The following is a 17,620-nucleotide window of genomic DNA, read 5'->3' as shown; positions in this document are numbered from 1 at the left end:
TGGTCGCACATCCAAGAGGAGGACCACGATGAAGCGTCCACGTAAGATGAAAACCATACTGGGTGCCTCCCTATGCCTGCTCCTCGTCGTCACATCCGGACCGAATCCGGCATTCGCCCATAAGGCTAAGCACACGCCTGAGCAACTCAAGGCATTCGAGCAGGTCTTCATGGAGCAGGTCAAGGTTGGCGACCTGCTCTTTCACGGCGATGAGGCCACACAGAAACGGCTTGGCGTAACCCTTTCCAACACCGGGATGGCATGCGCGATGTGTCACCCCTTCGCGTCGGATACTCACCCGTACACATTTCCAAAGTTCCAGGAACAGGTCAATAAGTTTGCGCCGCTCCGAGATATGATCAACTGGTGTATCGAGAAGGCAGCCGAAGGGGAAAAGATCGAGACCGATTCAGACGCCATGAAGGCTCTCGAGACGTATATCTACTGGTCTACCCGTGGTTCGAAGCTTGACCCTGGACGGCACTGATTCGGAGCACTCTGATAGATCGGCGTTCGATGCCAGATATGGACGGGAACAGAGACGGAGGGCGTACCTCAATGGGGGAACGCGCAATGTCGAGACGGGGCTTTCTCCGTCTCGCTTCGATCCTGGCAACTGTAGGATACACTGCACAAGAGACCGGCCGGCTGGCCGATGCCTTCGCCTCTGAGGTGCAACACCCCAATGATTCGAGCACTCCGCCCCCTGCCGACCAGTCTTATCTGCCTATCCTCAGGGTTCCGTCCGTTACGCGTAATGGCGCTCATGTCCCGATCGTAGCCGAGATACGCCACCCGATGGAACCGGATCATTATATCAAGAGTCTCCAGATCCTGAATGAAAGCGATCCGATCCCCTCAAAGGGAATCTTCTACTTGAGCCCAGCCAATGGGCATGCCTATCTCTCGGTTCAAGCCCGCATACACAGCGGTACCTCCGCTGTGCGGGTCATTGCCGAGTGCACCCGCCACGGGCGTTGGACAACGAGCCAATCGATTACGATTCCTGAGGGAGGGGGAGGGTGCGCAACCGCTGCGGAAGGGGGGGACGACGCACTACACGATGACACCATTCATCCGCCGGTCATCCGAATTCCCGAGCTGGTCGAGCGGGGGAAAATCAGGCGAGGCGAAATTATCCAGGTACAGATAAAGCTCAAGCATCCGAGTCGGACCGGCTTAGTGTTCCAAGGCGAGAAGTTTCTCCAAACCGCCGAGCCCTTTTACGTGAAAGAGATGAAGGTCTTTTATGGGGATGACCCGGTAAGTCGTTACGAGATGACTCCCGCCATCAGCGATAATCCATTCATTACGTTTAAACTGAGAGCGATGAAGGAGTCGACCATCCGGATTATTGTGACCAATAGTCGCGGTCAGCAGTTTCAGGCTTCACAAGAGATTATATTTTCTTGACCGTTATAGAGATTATTCGGCTGTAAATTACCGCAGGGATATTGATACAGTAATCCCCTGAAAACCGGGAGGGAAAGAAACATGGGGCGATGGGCAAAAGGCGTATCGATCATTGCCGCCCTGATTGTTGTCGGCGGCTTTCTCAGCCAGAGCGGAGCACAAGGGCCTTACAAGCTCACATTACCCCTGGGACTGCAGGAAGAAGCCGCCTACATTCCTCCGGACAATCCGCTGACAGCCGAGAAGATCGAACTCGGGCGACAGCTCTACTTTGACGGTCGCCTTTCGGCCGATGGAACCGTTTCCTGCGCCACCTGTCACGCACCGGATAAAGGGTTCTCCGACGGTCGTCCTACCTCTACAGGGATTAAAGGGCAGGTCGGAGGGCGCAACGCCCCCGTGGCGATCAATCGTCTCTTCAGCCAGGAGCAGTTCTGGGATGGACGAGCGGCCTCCCTTGAGGACCAAGCCCTCGGTCCTATCAAGAACCCGATCGAGATGGGCAACACCTTGGAAAAAATGGTTGCTACGCTGAGCGCTACTCGAGGGTACCGGGAGCAGTTCAGACAAGTATTTGGGACAGACGTTACCGCATCAAGTGTGGCAAAGGCCATTGCGGCATTCGAGCGCTCACTCGTGTGTGGAAATTCAGCGTTCGACCGATATGAGGATGGTGACGATACGGCGCTCTCAGAGAGTGAGCAGCGAGGGCTTCATCTCTTTCGAGAGAAGGCGAATTGCGTACGGTGCCATACCGGTTTCGCGTTCACGGATGAACGATACCACAATATCGGCGTCGGCTTCGACAAGCCGAATCCTGATCTGGGACGATATACCATCACCAAGAAAGAGTCCGACAAAGGTACGTTCAAAACGCCGACCCTGCGCAACATCGCTGCCAGCGCCCCTTATCTCCACGACGGCAGCGTCAAGACCCTGGAGGACGTGATCGAGTTCTACGATAAGGGCGGCATCAAGAACCCGAATCTGTCGAACGAGATCAAGCCGCTCAACCTTACGGCCACAGAAAAGGCAGATTTGGTGGCGTTCCTGAAGTCGCTGAGCTGTCCCACGCTACAGATGGCCGCCCCAGCGCTACCGAAGTAACGAGGGGTTTAGACCGAAGGCTGAAGGCTGTTAGGTAAGAACCTCTGTTCCTTTCAGTCTTCAGTCTTCGGTCTTCAGCCTTCAGCCTATCTACCTGTCTTTCCTCGACCTACTTTTCCCCCATCTCTTTGACTTTGACCTGTCGTTTCAGAACGGCATGGGCCGCCGCCAGCTTCGCGATGGGGACCCGGTAGGGGGAGCAGCTCACGTAATCCAAGCCCAGCCGATGACAGAGATCAACGGACGTGGGCTCCCCCCCGTGCTCGCCACAGAGGCCGATTTCCAGGCTTGGCTTGGCCTTTCGCCCCTTCTCGATCGCTATCCGCATCAGCGCTCCCACCCCTTCTTCGTCGAGTACAGCGAAGGGATCCGTCTGGAGAATCCCCTCCTCTAAATACAGAGGGAGGAACCGGCCGGCGTCATCCCGCGAAAACCCAAAAGCGGTCTGGGTCAGATCGTTTGTCCCGAAGGAGAAAAAGTCGGCCGCCGCTCCAATCTGATCAGCCACAATACAGGCCCTGGGCAGCTCGATCATCGTTCCAACCAGGTAGCGGACCTTCACGCCGTACGCTTTCATCACCTCGGAAGCTACACGGATGACGATCTCTCGCTGGATTTGAAACTCCTTCACGTGGCCAACGAGAGGGATCATGATCTCCGGGAATGGACGCTTCCCTTTCTTTTTCAGTTCACAGGCCGCCTCGAAGATCGCCCGAGCCTGCATCTCAGTAATCTCGGGGTGGCTGATTCCGAGGCGGCAGCCACGGTGGCCAAGCATCGGGTTGAATTCCTGCAGGGTGCGGACCTTTTCTTTGAGGATCTCTTCCGACACCCCCATGCTTTCCGCCACCCTTCGAATCTCCTCGTCCTTCCTCGGCAGGAACTCATGCAGGGGAGGATCGAGCGTCCTGATGATAACAGGAAGGCCATCCATGAGTTCGAAGATCGCCTTGAAGTCCCGCTTCTGCATGGGCAGCAGCTTGGCCAGGGCCTTCCGCCGCTCATCAGCATCCTTGGCCAGAATCATCTCTCGCACGGCGACGACTCGATCCCCCTCGAAAAACATGTGTTCGGTCCGGCAGAGGCCGATTCCCTCGGCCCCGAACTGTCGCGTGACCTGCGCGTCTCTCGGAGTGTCCGCGTTGGTCCTGACACCGATTGTTCGGAAGCGATCCGCCCACGAGATTAAGGTTCCGAACTCACCGGTCAGTTTTTCAGGCTGGGTCAACGCGACCTCCCCAAGGATGAGATTACCTGTGCTGCCATCGATGGTAATCGGATCTCCTCGTCGGACGGTCAGATTCGCTGTCTGGAAGTATCCCTCTTCCTCGTTGACGAAGATGTCGGTGCAACCGACGACGCAGGCTTTTCCCATACCTCTGGCGACCACCGCGGCATGGCTGGTAAGCCCTCCCCTGGCGGTGAGGATCCCCTGCGCGGCAACCATGCCCGCGATGTCCTCCGGGGAGGTCTCAGGCCTGACCAGGATCACCTTCTCGTGCCGTTCCGCTCCTTCGACCGCCTCCTCCGCAGTGAAGACAGCCTTTCCAACCGCCGCTCCCGGCGAGGCTGGGAGACCACTCGCGATCTTCTGGACCTTGACCTTCGGATCGATCGCGGGATGCAGAAGCTGTTCGAGTTGCCAGGGCTCCACTCGCAGGACAGCTACCTTCCGATCGATCAACCGCTCCTTGGCCATATCAACGGCGATCTTAATGGCGGCGTGGGCAGTCCTTTTGCCGACGCGGCACTGCAGCATATAGAGCTTTCCATCCTCAATGGTAAACTCAATGTCCATCATGTCCCGATAGTGGTGCTCGAGGGTTCGGCAGATCCGCTCAAACTGCCGATAGACCTGAGGCCAGGTCTCCTTCATGGCCACGATGGGACGCGGGGTCCTGATCCCCGCCACCACGTCCTCCCCCTGGGCATTAGGAAGAAATTCGCCGTAGAGGCGTTTCTCCCCCGTAGACGGATCACGGGTAAAGGCCACCCCGGTCCCGGAATTCTCCCCCAGGTTGCCGAAGACCATAGCCTGGATATTCACGGCAGTACCCCAGTTATCCGGAACCTTATAGATCCGTCGGTACTCAACGGCCCGTTTGTTGTCCCAGGACTCGAATACGGCGCCGATGGCCATTCGAAGCTGCTCCTTCGGATCCCGCGGAAACGCCTGCCCCGTCTCGCGCTGAATGACCCCTTTGAACTGCTCAACGAGGTCCTGGAGATCTTCGGCGCTGAGTGCCGTGTCGGCCTCGACCCCCTTCTGCCGCTTCTTTTCGCTGAGGAGCCCCTCAAAGGCTATTTTCTTGATACCAAGCACCACATCTCCGAACATCTGGAGAAGTCGCCGGTAACTATCGTAAGCAAAGCGAGGATTTTGTGAACGCTGAATGAGGCCTTGGACCGTTACGTCATTTAATCCCAGGTTCAACACCGTATCCATCATCCCCGGCATAGAGATCCTGGCTCCAGAGCGGACGGAGACCAGAAGGGGATCCTTCGAATCGCCGAATCGCTTTCCCATAGCCCGTTCCAGCTTGGCGATATCCGCCTCGACCTCCGCCCATAGCTTGGGAGGGAAACGCCTGCCGCGCTGCACGTACTCGATACAGGCTTCCGTAGAGATGGTAAAGCCAGGCGGCACGGGAATCTTGAGGGTAGTCATCTCATGGAGGTTCGCCCCCTTTCCTCCGAGAAGATTCTTCTGCTCGGCCCTTCCTTCAGCCCGACCCTTTCCGAAAAAGTACGCGTATTTCTTTGCGATCGCCATATTCTCCCCCATGAGTAGGGGCGACTCGCGAGTCGCCCCTACGGTTTTCTATATGTCGGTCCTGCAACCATAGCAGGATAATGTCTTCTATTTTGCCAGTTCGATAGCGAGCTTGGTCTCCTGCTTCGGCTTGACGGTAATGTTCTGCACCTTCTTACCGAGTGTCTCCTGCCAGACCTCGAGCTTATAGTTTCCCGGTGGAACATTTTTGAGGGTGAACTCACCCTTGTCGTTGGTAACAGCCACGTACGGATGGTCGGAGACAATGAGCCAGCCAAGCATCCAACTGTGGGCATCACAGGTCACCTTGACAATCTCTGGTTTCTCGAACTTCTCAGTCAGTACCTTCTTGAACTTCGGCTGGGCCTTATTGATCGATGCGTTCACCGAGCTATAGGTATGGATGTTGTGGAGGATCCCATCGCTGTTCAGGATATCCAGCGTGCCACCAGCCGGAAGCACGACGACATGGGGCACATACACACACCCATGCTGATCCACTGTTGCCTTCGTGGTCGCCCACTTCTCCCCTTTGTTCACATCAATCAATCGCACTACAGCATTCTCAATGCCTTTCTGAGGACCGACAATGAGATCCCAGCTCAGGTGCTTATCCTTGCCGCAGACCTCCTTATCTTTGGTCACTTGGAGCTCTTTCCTGACTGGTGGGGTCCCGGCAAATTTAATCGTACCGGTGATCGTCCCGCCGTCTTTCACCTCGCCGCCCTCATAAGCCAGGGCCTGAGCAACGGTCCCAAGGAAGAATCCCGCCATTACGGTCGCTGCAATCAGTTCGCGCTTCCTGCGCATGGAGCATCGCCTCCTTCTTCTGGTGTGTAACTCAGTTTCGTTGGACTTCTCTCATTAAGCCGACAAGACGAATCAGTTCTCTCCCAGGTGCATCAGGTATTCAGTGATCGCCTGAATCTGTCGGTCTTCCTTCCCCCCAAGAATATCGTCCGGACCGTCCGGATAGTAGCTGGGCATCTTGGTTCCGGGCTGGATCTTCTGCGGATCCTTCAGCCACTTGCCGATCCAGATCGGCCGCAATCGGCGCTTGGCCAGGCTGAGATCCGGCGCCCAGCCCTCCGACGGGCCCTCGGGCTTCTTCTCACCCTGCTGGTGGCAGGTGAAACAGTCAAAGTAGTCCTTCGACATCAGCAATCGACCGGCCTTCATCAGCTCAGGGGCCGGCTCCCCCACCGAGACGTACTCATAGGGAACCTGCTGCTTGCCCATCACCGCGAAATACTTCGTCAGGGTGGTGGCTTCCTCGATGCTGAGGCCGAATGTCGGCATCCGGACGTCAAGCCACGGCCTGAGTGGTACAGGTCGTCCAAGGAATTGGTACAGCCAGGTGGCCTGAACTTTCTCCCCCTCATGCATCATCCCCACCTCAAGGGGAGGCGGAATCCTGGTCTCGTTGGCGTAGAACGGAGCAATTGCGCCACCCTGCCCCTCGATGACGTGACACCCGTTACAGTTGTAGCGTTTCACAAGGGTTCGCCCGTTCTGAATAGCCAGCTCCTCATCGGAAGGGCTTCGCTGGAACTGCGGCTGAACACGCTCGGTGCTGAGGCTCTTGAGAAAGACCCTCAGCGTCTTCGCTTCTTCGTCGGTGAAGCCGAAGTTCGGCATCAACTGCTCTACCCGTTCGGTGGCATAAATCCTGGGATTCTTCAGCTTCCAGAAGGTGTAATCCTGCCAGGTCTGCTTCACCTGGACTGCCTCACCGAAGAACAGCTCCTGCAATCGCTTCTGGCTGAAGTTGCTGAGATCCGGCGCAATCTTCTCCGACGTCTCAAACCCTTTGATGTCGTGACAGCCAAAACAGCCCCGCTTGCGAATCAGGCGCTCACCCGCCGCGATCCGCTCGGCCTTCCTCACCTCCTGCTCCAGACCGCCAACCCTTTGTTTCTGCCCTAGCGTCATCAGGAAGGCGGTCACTGCCCGAGCATCGTCGTCGGAGAGGCGCAGATTGGGCATCCGGGTGGTTGGCCGAAACTGTTTCGGATTCTTGACCCAGGCGAACAGCCAATCCGCGTTCACCTTGCTGGCTATCTTTGAGAGATCCGGCGCGAAATCCTGATTCTCCGGCGAGGGAGGAGGCGCGACCAACCAGGCTTTCATCGGTTTCGGTTCAGACGCGGTCTTGGCGGCTCCCCCCGGTGCTTCTTTTTCGCTATCCGGCGGCACTGCGAGGGTATGGACCGACGGCACAGCGGGCGAAGCGCCGGCTGGCGGGATCTTCGCCTCCAAACCAGGGACCCGATGACAGCCGAGGCAGCCAACCGTGCTTACGATCTCCCTTCCACGTTCCACTGAAGCGGGAGCCTTGAACTCGCCATGAAGCTCCGGAATAGGCTGGGACGTATTGAGAAGATAGGCGGCGATGCTCAATGCGTCCTCATCAGACAGGCCAAAATTAGGCATCTTCGTCTTAGGAAGGTACCCTCTCGGCTTGTTAATCCACCGAACCAGCCAGCTCGGATCGACCTTGTTGGCGATCCGCGTCAGATCCGGTCCCACTTTCTGAACCTTCTCGAATCCCGCCATCATGTGACACCCGAAACAGCCAAGCTCCTCCACCATCTGTCTGCCGCGCGAATAGATGGGCGCCAGGGCGAACTCCTTCTTTTCAGCATGGCACTTTCTGCAACTCGTCTGTACGAAGTCGCCCCGCAGCAGCGGACGCGCCCAGTGAAGGACCTCGCCGTGCGCCGCCTCAACATCGAGGGTCGGCCCCTGTCCCTGGTGGCACGATGTGCAACCGAATCGGGTGATCAGATGCTGGCCAAACAGGACCTCCCGATACGGATGGGTACGAAAGGGCTGCCTGGCCTGCTCAAACCCGGGCCGATCGATCGCAAGATGGCATGTGGTGCAGCGATCTACGGTCAGGATAGGCTCTTTGAACTCGTTGGTCGCCAAGCCCTCCACCACAATCTGCTTGACCTCGAGGGGACGAGCCCTGATTGACTCCAATCGTCGCTCAAGCGTCATCACCGGGGCAGACAGCTCGTCAATCCTGGCCTGAATGGCATCCACATCGGCCTGAAACCGCTTGACGGCCTCCCGCGCTTCCTCCATCCGCGTATTCGCCATATTCACCTGCGCGGTGAGTCCTTGCAACTGCTTTTCAATCGCTGCCGCCTTCGCTCGGGGCTTTGTGCTGTCCTGTTTGCTCTGGATGGCATGCTCCACCCAATAGAGCGCTTCATCCAGCTCGCTCTTGATAAACTGGGCCTTCATATTTATCTCTGCGTACTCGGCCTCACGTTGCGCAAGGAGTTGCTGCGCTTTAGCGGACTCGGGTCCGGCCAACCTCGCCTGCGCCGCCTTCAGGTCCTTCTGCAACTTGGCGAGGGTAGTCCGAACTTCCGGCGCATCAAACCTCGATCGTTCCACAGCGAGTTCACGAACGACCCGATCATGTTCCAGCCGGTTGAACTCTTGCTGGTATGCTTTCCACGGGCGCCTGGTCTTCGCTTCGTTCCATACTGCCCAGCCGGTAACCAGGACAAAGAGCAGACTCGAAATAAAGAACACGACCCGTAAGGATCGCTGCTCTGCCAGCTTACTCGTGCGCCACCCTCTCCACGACTGCACCAGGCATCCTCGACTGTGGCGTTAAATATTGAACCAGGGCGTCATCCAGACATACTTGATATTGAATGCCAGACGGAGGAACGCCTTGATCGGAAGGCTCATCATCGTCAGGAAAAGGAACGCAACGATTCCGTAGCGCACGGGGCCCAATTGACGGATAGCGTCGCTCATATCCCGTCTTAAGTAGTAAAACACGACCGCCGTGCTGAAGTAGAGAACGATCAACGCAAACCCGATCACCTCAACCCCAAAGACCTTGGGGTTGCCCATCCACTTGAACGGACCCCAGGCGGGAAGATCGACATTTGTGAGCGCAACGACCAAGTGGGGATCCCAGGTCTCCCACGGCCAGAATAGATTCCACCCGGGGCCCCTGAAGAAGACACCCGTGATGATCAGCGAGACCCACAGGAAGAAAAAGCCAAAGAGAAACGTCGCAATAGCGAACGGCCGTTCTCTGAAGGTGTAATACCCGTTACCCTTGGGGTTAATATCGATGTACGGGATGACCATCAGTCCAACAATGATCAAGCTGGGCAGGACGACGCCGGCAAACCAAGGATCGAAGTAGACCAGCATTTCCTGAAGCCCCAGGAAATACCATGGAGCCTTGCTTGGATTGGGGGTCTGGGTGGGATTAGCAGACTCCTCCAGAGGGGCATCGATCATGATCGACCAGACGGTCAGAATCACCATTACAATGATCGCGCAGATGAACTCGTTGCGGACAAGGTAGGGCCAGACATGGACTCTATCGGGCACTGCGGGTTGACTCGCCCCCTCAGATTGTACGGCCGGTTTCGCTTCCGGGTTCTCTTTTGCTTCAACCATCGCTCTCGTTCAGTCCTTTCACGCACAGCATCTGTCGTACCATGACCGCGCAACACGCCGCGCCAGCAACGATCTACGAGACAGCTACAGAGGGCCCGAGATCCCTCCGTCTTTCCTAATCCTCCAGAAATGTACGATCATGAGGAGGCTGATCAGGATCGGTAAGAAGATACAATGCAGCACGTAGAACCTGAGGAGCGCAGGAGGTCCAACGAGGGTGCCCCCGAGCAAGAAGGCCCTGGCGTCATATCGCGGAGTGACGCCGACCACTTCACCAAATGGGCCCTCACTCCCAAGAAGTGGGGTGGCGCGGGCCATATTGGTCCCAACCGTTACAGCCCAGATCGAAAGCTGGTCCCATGGCAGGAGGTAGCCGGTAAAGCTCAGCAGCAGCGTGATGGTCAGCAGTATGACCCCGACGACCCAGTTGAACTCCCTCGGTGCTTTGTACGAACCGGTCATGAAGACGCGGAACATGTGCAGCCAGACCGTGATAACCATGCCATGGGCCGCCCACCGATGCATGTTGCGCATGATCATACCAAACGGGACATCGTACTGCAGGTATTTCATGTCGGCATAGGCGTACTCGGCCACCGGACGATAGTAGAACATCAGGATAACACCGGTCACTACCGTCACGAGAAACATCAGGAAGGTGATGCCGCCCATGCACCAGGTAAAGCGAAGCTTGATAGCGTGACGTCGAATCTTGGGAGGGTGCAGGTGGAGCCAGACATTCGCCATAATCTGCAGCACCCGGTTGCGCGGGGTATCCAGATAATCATGGCGAAACATCGAGCGCCATAGCTGGGACTCGACGATCTTTTTCTTTAACTCGCTCAGGTTGGGCATCCGGGATCGAACCCTTTCACCACTAGACCTTAAGCTTGAGAAACGCCCCAGGCTTCGTCCAGTCGCCTCTCTCGAAGCGGAACTGTACGCTCTTATCGATCACAAGCTGCCCGTCGTCACCCAGAGTGATCTTGACGCGCTCAAGCGGCCGAGGGGCGGGACCCTCAAAGTTGATTCCGGTCTTGCGGAAACCGCTGCCGTGGCAGGGGCATTTGAACTTGCTCTCCGCATTTAACCAGTTTGGGGTACAGCCAAGATGCGTGCAGATCGCAAGAAGCGCATAAAATCCGTCAGGCTCATGGACGATCCAGACGCGCTCTTCCTGCTTCCACCGTTCGCTCACGGTTCCGACCGGGTACTCCTCCGGCAGGCCGGCCTTGAAGACCGCTACCGGCTCGAAGAGCACTCTGGGGAACATAAAGCGCCCGAACGCCACACCGCCGACACCGAGCGAAGCCGCTATCCCACACCACCCTGCGAGAGAACAGAAATCCCGCCGTGACCAGAGGGTCGCATTGCTCTCCTCCGGCGTCACGATCAACTGATCTTCTCGATCCCCTCCGGTGGTACTCTGATCGGCCAACGCCTACCTCTACTGTGACAACAGATTTCGCGACGCCACTAAATCACTGGGCCCGCCTTCAGCGACAGCTCTCGCAGGGCTATCTCCCCACAAACCCCATCTCCTTCAACCCCAAACGCGGTATCCATATTATAGCATCGGATACCTGTCAAGATGAAAAAGGCGAAAAAGGAGCAGCCCGAAGGGCTTCATCAAACCTCATGTGAGCACACTACCCGTCAAGTCCTCAACCAGTCTCCACCGTGCCTAGCATATAAGGGCGCCCATAGGGGGTGCGCCCCCACCGCAGCTCGTACTATCCCTTTAGTAATCAGCCCTTCCTACCAGTTGGCACTCAGTGTAATACTCAAATCTACTCAATACCCCAGAACCTGAAACTGCTCATTCACCGTCTGTGGTGGCTGCATGCGTCCTAACGCAGCGTCGAACACGCTAATAATACACTTACACGCGAGACAGACAGCATGATGAGGAGGAGTTGAGTCGGTCTCATGCCGCACCGCCTCCAGGACATAGCCGAGAGGCGACAATACCTTCAGATCTACCGGCGCATCAATGGTCGGCTAGACCGTGTTCAAAGAGATCATCGGAAATTGTGCCTCTTTTAAATTTTGTGTGAGTATAATGAGGCGCCATACTCCCTCTGACCAGCACGAGAGGTAACTATGACTGCAAAACTGCTTGAGACGGCATTGGAACTGAACAGCTACCGCCTGGAAGGCGGGAGCTTCGGACCGTCGTCGATTTGACATCGACTGTCGTCCTGGACCGGTTCCCTTTCCTGCTCGACGATATACTGGGTAACCATCTGATCGGTAATCGTCCCGGAGCGCACGGCGAGATAGCCCCGCGTCCAGAGATGTCGGCCTCAGCACAGCTTGCGAAGGTGCGCGACTCCTGAAGGAGGATCCGGGAGCTGATCCCTTCAAGCCACTGCAGCATCATGGTGCTGATATCCTGATGGGGACGGTAGACGAGGAACAGGTGGAGCTGGTCGCGTGCCACCTTGCCCGAGATGATCTACAGCTCATGCTCGATGGCGATCTGGCGGATGAGATCGCGCACACGAATGGCGACCGGTCCCACGAGCAGCGGCTTCCGATACTTGGGGATCCAGATCACGTGGACCTGGAGATCGCATGTCGTGTGCGCGCCCAGGCGATATGTTGGCGCACGCCCATACGCCCACACTCTTCGTTTCGCCTGAAGGCGAGGGGTTTCCACCATCCCCCGGAGGGGACACTAATCGCGGAGTAAGCGTCCTACCGCTTCCCCTGGTAGAACTCCTCGACTAGAGCCACGTCATCGGGACTGCCGATGATGATCGGCGCACGCTGGTGATACGCCGACGGTTCAATATCCAGGATCCGCTCATCGCCGGTACTGGCCCGTCCCCCAGCCTGCTCCACGATGTAGGCCATCGGCGCGACCTCATAGAGCAGTCGGAGCTTCCCGTTGGCATTCTTGCCCCCGCCGGCTTCACCCGGATACATGAAGATTCCGCCCTCGAGCAGCGTGCGGTGCAGGTCAGCCACCATCGACCCGACATAGCGGAGCGAATACGGGCGACCTGTCGCTTTGTCCGGCGTGCTCAGATAATCGACCGCGCGGCGAGTTGGCTCTAACCAGCGATGGTAGTTCCCGCAGTTCACACTGTACGTTTTTCCCCGTCGCGGAATCCGAATATCAGGATGCGACAGCAGGTAATCGTCCGCCGTATGATCCCATGTAAAACCGTGCACGGCATCGCCCGCGGCATAGATAAACATGGTGCTGGGACCATACATCACATAGCCGGCCGCCACCTGTTCGGTGCCCTTTCGCAGGATATCCGCCGCCATATGCTCCGGCCCATGACCACGCCGATGCCGCACCGAAAAGATCGTCCCCACTGTCCCGTTGATGTCGATGTTCGACGAGCCATCAACCGGGTCGAAGCAGACCACATAGCTTCCGGGATGGCAGTTACGATCGACATGCAGCGGCGCCTCCATCTCCTCTGAGACTATCGTACAGACGAGGCCGGTCTCCTTCAGCGCATCCACGAGCATATCATTCGACCAGAGATCGAGCTGGGCGATCTGCTCCCCCTGAACGTTGATCTCTCCGGTATAGCCCAATCTGCCGTGCAGCGCTGCCCGGTTGACCTCCCGCGCCACCTGCTTCGAGGCGGAGCCGATCTTGATGAGCAGCGCGCCCAGAGCGCCCTCCAGCGGCGTCCGGTCGTCCAGCAGATGACGGGTAAGGGTGATGCCTCTATTGATCATGGGATCTCCCATCATCGGTCTCCGCGGTGTTGCACGCTGACGGTATCACTGTCCTGCACCAGGACCGTGTCAGCCATCCCGATAAAGAGCCCCGTTCCGACCACTCCAGGAATTCCAAGAATCGTTTGCTCGAAAGAGGCCGGGTCGGGAAGCGGCGAGATACTGCAGTCAAGAATATGATTACCGTTGTCGGTTACAAACGGCTGTCCATTCTGCTCGCGGATCGCCGGCCGGCATCCGAGTTCTGCAAGACGGCGCCTGCAGAGGGGCAGCCCGAACGGCACGACTTCTACTGGAAGGATGCCACGGCTCCCCAGGACCGGTACCAGCTTTTCGGCGCCTACCAGGATAACCAGCCGTCGTGATGAGGCGGCCACGATCTTTTCCCGAATCAACGCGCCGCCATACCCCTTGATCAGATCGAGTCGAGGGTCAACCTCATCCGCGCCATCAAAGGTAACGTCGATACTTGACACCTCGTCGAGCGTCGCCAGCGGTATCCCAAGCTGCGCCGCTAACGCGGCCGTTACCTGCGAAGTCGAAACCGCCGTGACCCGAAGACCTGTCTTCACCGCATCACCCAAGGCGCGGACGAATGCGGTCGCCGCCCGTCCGGTACCCAGACCGACCACATCGCCGTCCTTGATGAACTCGAGGGCTATGCTCTCCATGGACGACTGAGCCCTCGGCGTGCCGGGGGCATTGGGGGACAACTGTTGATTGTTGGGATGCGGTTGCTGGATCATCTAAGCCTGTCCTGTAAACCCACGTTCACCCTTCGACATGCTCAGGGCGAACGGTAAGTGTATTGAAATAATTGATGTTTTCCCGTTCGTGCTGAGCCCGTCGAAGCACAACAAATAGTCTACGGGACGGGCTCACTTTACAGCTTATACTATGTCGGCCGTTGAGATGTCAAGCAGCGCCTCAGGCCCTGAGACTGATAGACCGGACGGAATCGCTAAAGACATGACATACTATAAACTAAACTTTATGACAGACTCAAAGATTTTCTATTTGACTTTATAATTAGGGGTGGCAAAGTAATGCCATCCCAGGGTTGGGTTTGAACAACCAGACCCATCGAGGCATAAAGGTCAGAAGTAAACCATCCGAGAGTTCCAGGGAACGAAACATCAGGACGGTAACACAAAGTCAACACGCAGACTGAAGGGAGGCAAGCATGGCAGGAGCAGCTAAGGCAGGAACCAACAAGGATCCAAAAGACCGGTATAAAGCGGGAGGTGTAGTCCCTTACAAGCAGATGGGGTATTGGCGGCCGGAATACACGCCGAAGGACACCGACGTGATTGCGGTGTTCCGAATCACTCCCCAGGATGGTGTGGATCCGGACGAGGCGGCCGCGGCCGTGGCGGGCGAATCGTCCACTGCCACCTGGACAGTAGTGTGGACCGACCGTCTCACCGATCACGATGCCTATCGCGGTAAGGCGTACAGGGTCGATCCTGTCCCGGGCAGCCCGGGTCAGTATTTCGCCTACATCGCCTACGATCTGGACCTGTTTGAAGATGGCTCGATCGTCAACGTGAGCGCCTCCATTATCGGCAATGTCTTCGGCTTCAAGCCGCTCAAGGCGCTACGTCTGGAAGATATGCGGTTCCCTGTGGCCTACCTCAAGACCTTTCAGGGTCCGCCTACCGGGATCGTCGTGGAGCGCGAGCGTCTGGATAAGTTCGGCCGTCCGCTGCTGGGCGCCACCATCAAGCCGAAGCTGGGGCTGTCCGGTAAAAACTACGGCCGCGTCGTGTATGAGGCGCTCAAAGGCGGCCTCGACTTCACCAAGGACGACGAGAACATCAACTCTCAGGCGTTTATGCACTGGCGCGACCGTTTCCTTTTCGCGATGGAAGGGGTCAACCGCGCCTCAGCCGCTACCGGCGAGGTGAAGGGGCATTACCTCAATATCAGCGCCGCCACCATGGAAGATATATATGAGCGCGCCGAGTTCGCCAAGGAGTTGGGCAGCGTCATTATTATGATCGATCTGGTGATCGGCTACACCGCGATCCAGTCAATATCCAAGTGGGCGCGGAAAAACGATATGATGCTGCACCTGCACAGGGCAGGCCATTCGACCTATACCCGTCAGAAGACTCATGGCGTCAACTTCCGCGTCATCTGCAAATGGATGCGCATGGCGGGGGTGGACCATATCCACGCCGGAACCGTCATCGGCAAGCTTGAAGGCGACCCGTATATGGTCAAGGGGTTCTACGATACCCTGCGGGAAACCCATACCCCGATGAACCTGCAAAATGGCCTGTTCTTTGATCAGGACTGGGCGGCGCTCCGCAAGGTCATGCCGGTCGCCTCAGGCGGCATCCACGCCGGACAGATGCACCAGTTGCTCCACTACTTTGGAGAAGACGTGGTGCTCCAGTTCGGCGGCGGGACTATCGGTCATCCGACCGGCATCGCGGCGGGCGCGACGGCCAACCGGGTAGCCCTGGAAGCGATGGTCCAGGCACGCAACGAGGGCCGCGATTACTTCAACGAAGGCCCGGAGATCCTGGCGAATGCCGCACGGTGGTGCCAGCCATTGCGGACGGCACTGGAAGTATGGAAGGATATTACCTTCAACTATGCCTCGACCGATACCGCGGACTTTGTTCCGACGACAACGGCCGTGTAGGTGAGAAGGGAGGAAGCAATATGCGAATTACCCAAGGCACGTTCTCGTTCCTGGCTGATCTGACCGACGACCAGATCAGAAAACAGGTGGAGTATGCGTTACACAATAAATGGGCCGTCAGTGTCGAGTTTACGGATGACCCGCACCCCCGCAATACGTTCTGGGAGATGTGGGGCTTGCCGATGTTCGACCTGGAAGACCCGGCGGGGATCATGTATGAGATCGATGCCTGCCGTAAGGCCTATCCCAACCACTATATCAAGGTGAACGCCTTCGACCATAACAAAGGCTGGGAAACTATCCGGCTGTCGTTCATTGTCCACCGGCCGCCGCATGAGCCGGGCTTTGGCCTTGTGCGCCAGGAAGTCAAAGGCCGCACTGTCAACTATGTCGTGCACAGCTATGCTACCGATAAACCGGAAGGCCAGCGATATACGGACTGAGCACCGATCGGCAATCATGGGAAGGGAAGGGGATTCGACCCCTTCCCTTCCCACACTGTACAGCTCCCCTCACCCCAGCCCTCTCCCCCAAAAGGGGGCGAGGGGGATTGAACGAGGAAGTCGATGAGTGACGCGAACGTCGAACAGATCCCCGAAGAGCATACCCCGTCTCAACTCTCTGACGATACGCCGGTAGATCTTGATACTGTCTTTCGCGATTCTCAGATTCAGGAGATCCTTGATAAGCTTAACCGGGAACTGGTCGGCCTGAAGCCGATTAAGACGCGGATTCGGGAAATCGCAGCCTTACTGCTGGTCGACAGGGTGCGGAAAAGCCTGGGGCTGATGTCAGGCCCGCCCAGCCTCCATATGTGCTTTACCGGCAATCCCGGTACCGGGAAGACCACCGTCGCGATGCGGATGGCCGAGATTCTGCACCGCCTGGGTTACATCCGTAAATGCACCTTGGCGGCGGTCACGCGGGACGATCTCGTGGGCCAGTACATCGGGCATACTGCGCCGAAGACCAAAGAGGTCTTGAAAAGAGCGATGGGCGGCGTGTTGTTTATCGACGAAGCCTATTATCTCTACCGTTCGGAGAATGAGCGCGATTACGGCCAGGAGTCGATCGAGATCCTGCTTCAGGTTATGGAGAATCAGCGGGAGGACCTCGTGGTCATCCTGGCCGGTTACAAGGACCGTATGGAAACGTTCTTCCAGGGCAATCCGGGGATGTCCTCCCGTATCGCACATCACCTGGATTTTCCGAACTACACGGCGGAAGAACTGATCGCAATCGCCAAGCTGATGTTGGAAAAGCAGCAATACCGTTTCAGCCCTGAGGCCGAGAAGGTCTTTTATCAATACCTCCTCAAGCGCATGCAGATGCCCAACTTCGCCAATGCCCGTAGTGTGCGGAATGCCCTTGATCGGGCTCGCCTGCGCCAGGCCAACCGCCTGTTCGCTCAGCACAAAGATACGCTGACGAAAAAGGATCTGGTCACGATTGAGGCCGAAGATATTCTCGTCAGTCGTGTATTCAGGGATAATCAGCCGGATTCCAGTCAGCATACAGATCGAGAGTAG

At 57.2% G+C, this 17,620-nt stretch carries 15 protein-coding genes; 6 read left to right on the top strand and 9 right to left on the bottom strand.

The genetic code is table 11. The annotated features are described in order from the left end of the window. Positions 1-28: 28 nt before the first annotated feature. From PHV01_RS00475 to PHV01_RS00465, 3 genes are all read left to right on the top strand, one after another. Positions 29-487: a hypothetical protein gene (locus tag PHV01_RS00475; RefSeq protein ID WP_337289171.1), complete on the top strand. Its 459-nt coding sequence runs from the start codon at positions 29-31 to the stop codon at positions 485-487. Positions 488-558: 71 nt separating this feature from the next. Beyond that, a complete protein-coding gene (locus PHV01_RS00470; protein ID WP_337289170.1) occupies positions 559-1,413 on the top strand; it encodes a thiosulfate oxidation carrier protein SoxY in 855 nt (284 codons plus the stop codon). An 81-nt stretch (positions 1,414-1,494) separates the two neighbouring features. Beyond that, a complete protein-coding gene (locus PHV01_RS00465; RefSeq protein WP_337289169.1) occupies positions 1,495-2,520 on the top strand; it encodes a cytochrome-c peroxidase in 1,026 nt (341 codons plus the stop codon). Positions 2,521-2,629: 109 nt separating this feature from the next. Here PHV01_RS00465 and ppdK read toward each other — a convergent pair whose 3' ends face one another. The 9 genes from ppdK to rpiA all read right to left on the bottom strand — a co-directional run bounded on the left by ppdK (position 2,630) and on the right by rpiA (position 14,184). Continuing rightward, entirely contained in the window at positions 2,630-5,287 is a 2,658-nt protein-coding gene (gene ppdK / locus PHV01_RS00460; RefSeq protein ID WP_337289298.1) for a pyruvate, phosphate dikinase, read from the bottom strand. 93 nt (positions 5,288-5,380) lie between these two features. Beyond that, entirely contained in the window at positions 5,381-6,103 is a 723-nt protein-coding gene (locus PHV01_RS00455) for a carboxypeptidase regulatory-like domain-containing protein (protein WP_337289168.1), read from the bottom strand. Positions 6,104-6,175: 72 nt separating this feature from the next. Continuing rightward, entirely contained in the window at positions 6,176-8,902 is a 2,727-nt protein-coding gene (locus PHV01_RS00450; RefSeq protein WP_337289167.1) for a c-type cytochrome, read from the bottom strand. Positions 8,903-8,923: 21 nt separating this feature from the next. Then, a complete protein-coding gene (locus tag PHV01_RS00445) occupies positions 8,924-9,733 on the bottom strand; it encodes a cytochrome C (protein ID WP_337289166.1) in 810 nt (269 codons plus the stop codon). Positions 9,734-9,817: 84 nt separating this feature from the next. Beyond that, on the bottom strand, positions 9,818-10,588 hold the full coding sequence (locus PHV01_RS00440) for a cytochrome b N-terminal domain-containing protein (RefSeq protein WP_337289165.1): 771 nt from the start codon (positions 10,586-10,588) through the stop codon (positions 9,818-9,820). 22 nt (positions 10,589-10,610) lie between these two features. Further along, positions 10,611-11,171, bottom strand: coding sequence for a ubiquinol-cytochrome c reductase iron-sulfur subunit (locus PHV01_RS00435; RefSeq protein WP_337289164.1), 561 nt, complete (start codon positions 11,169-11,171; stop codon positions 10,611-10,613). A gap of 1,020 nt (positions 11,172-12,191) precedes the next feature. Then, a complete protein-coding gene (locus PHV01_RS00430; protein ID WP_337289163.1) occupies positions 12,192-12,398 on the bottom strand; it encodes a transposase in 207 nt (68 codons plus the stop codon). 35 nt (positions 12,399-12,433) lie between these two features. After that, positions 12,434-13,453, bottom strand: a complete 1,020-nt coding sequence (gene fbp, locus PHV01_RS00425; protein WP_337289162.1) for a class 1 fructose-bisphosphatase — start codon at positions 13,451-13,453, stop codon at positions 12,434-12,436. Continuing rightward, positions 13,450-14,184 carry a ribose-5-phosphate isomerase RpiA gene (gene rpiA, locus PHV01_RS00420; protein WP_337289161.1) on the bottom strand — a complete coding sequence of 245 codons (735 nt, stop codon included), beginning with the start codon at positions 14,182-14,184 and terminating at the stop codon, positions 13,450-13,452. The genes fbp and rpiA overlap by 4 nt, the downstream gene beginning before the upstream one ends. Positions 14,185-14,621: 437 nt before the next feature. Between rpiA and PHV01_RS00415 the strand changes: the two genes are divergently transcribed. From PHV01_RS00415 to cbbX, 3 genes are all read left to right on the top strand, one after another. Next, positions 14,622-16,091 (top strand): form I ribulose bisphosphate carboxylase large subunit, encoded by a 1,470-nt coding sequence (locus PHV01_RS00415; RefSeq protein WP_337289160.1) that lies wholly within the window; start codon positions 14,622-14,624, stop codon positions 16,089-16,091. A 20-nt stretch (positions 16,092-16,111) separates the two neighbouring features. Next, the gene (locus PHV01_RS00410) at positions 16,112-16,534 is read left to right on the top strand and encodes a ribulose bisphosphate carboxylase small subunit (protein WP_337289159.1); all 423 of its coding nucleotides are present in this window, start codon (positions 16,112-16,114) and stop codon (positions 16,532-16,534) included. A gap of 123 nt (positions 16,535-16,657) precedes the next feature. Further along, the gene (cbbX, locus tag PHV01_RS00405; protein ID WP_337289158.1) at positions 16,658-17,620 is read left to right on the top strand and encodes a CbbX protein; all 963 of its coding nucleotides are present in this window, start codon (positions 16,658-16,660) and stop codon (positions 17,618-17,620) included.

The organism is Candidatus Methylomirabilis sp. (genome assembly GCF_028716865.1).
Lineage (GTDB): Bacteria > Methylomirabilota > Methylomirabilia > Methylomirabilales > Methylomirabilaceae > Methylomirabilis.
The sequence above is the reverse complement of the archived record's forward strand: the minus strand, read 5'-3'. Positions and strand labels throughout refer to the sequence as shown.